Annotated in this window: 3 protein-coding genes; all 3 read left to right on the plus strand. The window is 77.7% G+C overall.

The window, feature by feature from the left end:
• A partial coding sequence (locus OO57_RS37425) for an electron transfer flavoprotein subunit alpha/FixB family protein (protein ID WP_033257344.1) occupies positions 1-274 on the plus strand: 274 nt, incomplete at its 5' end.
• A gap of 262 nt (positions 275-536) precedes the next feature.
• The gene (locus OO57_RS37430; RefSeq protein WP_033257346.1) at positions 537-1,982 is read left to right on the plus strand and encodes an acyl-CoA synthetase; all 1,446 of its coding nucleotides are present in this window, start codon (positions 537-539) and stop codon (positions 1,980-1,982) included.
• 157 nt (positions 1,983-2,139) lie between these two features.
• Positions 2,140-3,186, plus strand: a complete 1,047-nt coding sequence (locus tag OO57_RS37435) for an NUDIX hydrolase (RefSeq protein WP_033257347.1) — start codon at positions 2,140-2,142, stop codon at positions 3,184-3,186.
• The last annotated feature ends 117 nt before the right edge of the window (positions 3,187-3,303 follow it).

Genomic DNA, 3,303 nt, shown 5'->3' on the forward strand with positions numbered 1-3,303 from the left:
CGGCGCCTCCCGCGCCGCCGTCGACGCCGGCTGGTACCCCCACAGCAGCCAGGTCGGCCAGACCGGCAAGCAGGTCTCCCCCCAGCTGTACGTCGCCGCTGGCATCTCCGGCGCCATCCAGCACCGCGCCGGCATGCAGACCAGCAAGACCATCGTCGCCGTCAACAAGGACCCCGAAGCCCCGATCTTCGAACTCGTCGACTACGGCGTCGTCGGCGACCTCTTCACCGTCCTGCCCCAGCTCACCGACGAGGTGAAGGCCCGCAAGGGCTGACCGCTCGCCACGAGGTGAAGGGCGCGACCCCCGCGGGGGTCGCGCCCTTCGTCGTGCGCGGCGGGTCAGCGGCCCGCGAGGGCGTGCACGAAGCGGGCGCCGTCGACGGTGCCGAGGCCGGAGGCCGGGACGGCCGTCGGCACGGCCCCACCAGGCCACCGGGTTCGGTCAAGGGCGCGGAGCGTTCCGGTGACGCCCCGGCTCGGCCCGTCGGGCGGGGCGCCGCCGCGCCCGGCGGCCCGGGCTCGTAGAGTCGGGCGGCATGGGACTGCTGACAGCACTCGACGGCGGGTACGGGGACCGGGCGGACGCGGTGGTGGTGGACGGCGCCGCGCTGTCCTGGGAGCAACTGCTGGGCGCCGCCGGGGCGGTGGCCGAACGCGTCGCCGGGGCCCCCGGCCTCGCCGTACTGGCCCGGCCGACCGCGGAGACGGTCGCGGCCGTGGTCGGCGGCCTGCTCGCGGGCGTGCCGGTGGTGCCGCTGCCGCCCGACTCCGGGCCGGTGGAGCGCGCGCACATCCTGCGCGACAGCGGCGCCACCCTGCTCGCCGGAACGGAACTCCCGGACGAAACCGAAGGGTTGACGGCCGTTCCGGTGCAGCTGACGGACCGTCCGGGCGGCGGCTGGCGCCCCGCGGCCGAGGACGGCGACCGGACGGCGTTCGTGCTCTACACCTCCGGCACCACCGGCGCCCCCAAGGGCGCGCTCATCCCGCACCGGGCCGTCGCCGCCGGGCTCGACGGCCTCGCCGACGCCTGGCAGTGGGACGCCGGGGACACCCTCGTCCACGGCCTGCCGCTGTTCCACGTGCACGGCCTGGTGCTCGGCGTGCTCGGCGCGCTGCGCACCGGCAGCCGCCTCGTCCACACCGGGCGGCCCACCCCCGCCGGGTACGCGGCCGCCCGCGGCAGCCTGTACTTCGGCGTCCCCACCGTCTGGTCGCGGATCGCCGCCGACCCCGCCGCCGCCCGCGAACTCGCCGCCGCCCGGCTGCTGGTCTCCGGCAGCGCCCCGCTGCCCGTCCCGGTCTTCGAACGGCTGCGGGAACTCACCGGGCAGGCCCCCGCCGAGCGGTACGGCATGACCGAGACGCTGATCACCGTCGCCACCCGGGCCGACGGCGAACGCCGCCCCGGCGCGGTCGGCGTGCCGCTGCCCGGCGTGCGCACCCGGCTGGTCGGCGAGGACGGGCAGCCGGTGCCCGCCGACGGTGAGGGCGTCGGCGAACTCCAGCTCCAGGGGCCGACCCTGTTCGACGGCTACCTCGGCCGCCCCGAGGCCACCGCCGCCTCCTGGACGGCGGACGGCTGGTTCCGCACCGGCGACGTCGCCGTCATCGGGCCCGACGGCTTCCACCGGATCGTCGGCCGCGCCTCCGTCGACCTGATCAAGAGCGGCGGCTACCGGATCGGTGCGGGCGAGGTCGAGGCCGCGCTGCGCGACCACCCCGGCGTCGCCGACGCGGCCGTGGTCGGCGCGCCCGACCCGGACCTCGGCCAGGTCGTCGTCGCGTACGTGGTCGCGGCTGACGGCGGCGGGGTCGGCGGCGGCGTCGGGGAGCGGGAGCTGGTCGACTTCGTGGCGCAGCGGCTCTCCGTCCACAAGCGGCCCCGGCGGGTGGTGCTGGTCGCCGACCTGCCGCGCAACGCGATGGGCAAGGTGCTGAAGAAGCACCTGCTGGACGGCGGCGCGCAACCCGGCGCGTGACCCGGCGTGCACGTCGGTCCGCACCCCGGCGTGCAACCCCTCCTCCGACGCGCCCTTTCAGGAGGGCGGGGAGTGGGTACCACTGGGGGTGGCGCGGGGGCCGGTGCCCCGCGCTGCCCGGTGCACGGCCGGGCCGCCGAGGAGGGGCAGGGATGCTGTGATCGTCTGGGTCAATGGGGCGTTCGGGGCGGGCAAGACGAGCGTCTGCCGGGAGTTGGTGCGACTGCTGCCGGGGAGCCTGCTGTTCGACCCGGACACCCTCGGCCCCGTCCTGCGGGCCGCCGGGGCGGGGGGCAGCGGCGGGTTCCCGGAGTCGGCCGCCTGGCGGCGGCTGACCACCGAGAGCGCCGCCGCGCTCGCCGCCGAGGCCGACGGACCGGTCCTCGTCCCCGCCACGCTGCTGCGCCAGGAGCACCGCGACGAGGTCTTCGGCTCGCTGGCCGGGCGCGGCATCCCCGTCCACCACGTCGTCCTCGACCCCGTCGAAACGATCCTGCGCGCCCGGATCGCCACCCGCGAGGACGTCCCCGGCGACCCCGAGGCCACCGCCGCGCTCCGCCAGCGCGCCCGCGAAGCCCTCCCCGCCTACCTCACCGCCCGCGGCTGGCTCGCCGGGGACGCCCGGATGGTCGACAACGGCGTCCTGACCCCCCGCCAGACCGCCGAACGCATCGCCGACCTGCTGCGCACCGGCGCCGCCCGCTGCCCCATCGTGCGCAGCGAGGGCGGCGACGGGGACACCGTCGCCGCCGCCGTGCTGCTCTTCGACGACCGCGACCGGGTCCTGCTCGTCGACCCCGCCTACAAACCGCACTGGGAGTTCCCCGGCGGCGTCGTCGAATCCGGCGAATCGCCCACCGCGGCGGGCGTCCGCGAGGTCGCCGAGGAACTCGGCCTGCGACTGCGCCCCGAGGAGCTGCGGCTGCTCGCCGTCGACTGGGAGCCGGGCGCGGGCCGCGGCCGCGGCGGCCTGCGACTGGTCTACGACGGCGGACGGCTCGGGCCCTCCCAGGTGCTGAGGCTGCGCCTGCCCGCCGGAGAACTGCGCGACTGGCACTTCGCCACCCTCCGGGAGGCCGCCGAGATGCTGCCCGCCGGGCGCATGCGACGGCTGGTCGCCGCACTGGAGGCCCGGGCGGTCGGCGAACTGCGCTACCTGGAGGGCGGGCGGCCCGCGGCGACGGGGGCGGCTTCGGCGCACTGAGAACGCCCTGCGGGCGGGGCCGACGCGGTCGGTGGGGGCGGCCTGCGGCGGCGGGGAGTGGGGTCGGAGGGGGGAAGCGGCGTGCCGGGCGTGCCCTGTGGGCGGGCGGGGTCGGCC

It is taken from the genome of Kitasatospora phosalacinea, from assembly GCF_000717185.1.
GTDB classification, from domain to species: Bacteria; Actinomycetota; Actinomycetes; order Streptomycetales; family Streptomycetaceae; genus Kitasatospora; species Kitasatospora phosalacinea_A.

What these genes read in the sequence shown, in the direction of transcription:
- OO57_RS37430 (WP_033257346.1), top strand. Translation starts at nt 537, where the DNA reads ATGGGACTGCTGACAGCACTCGACGGCGGGTACGGGGACCGGGCGGAC.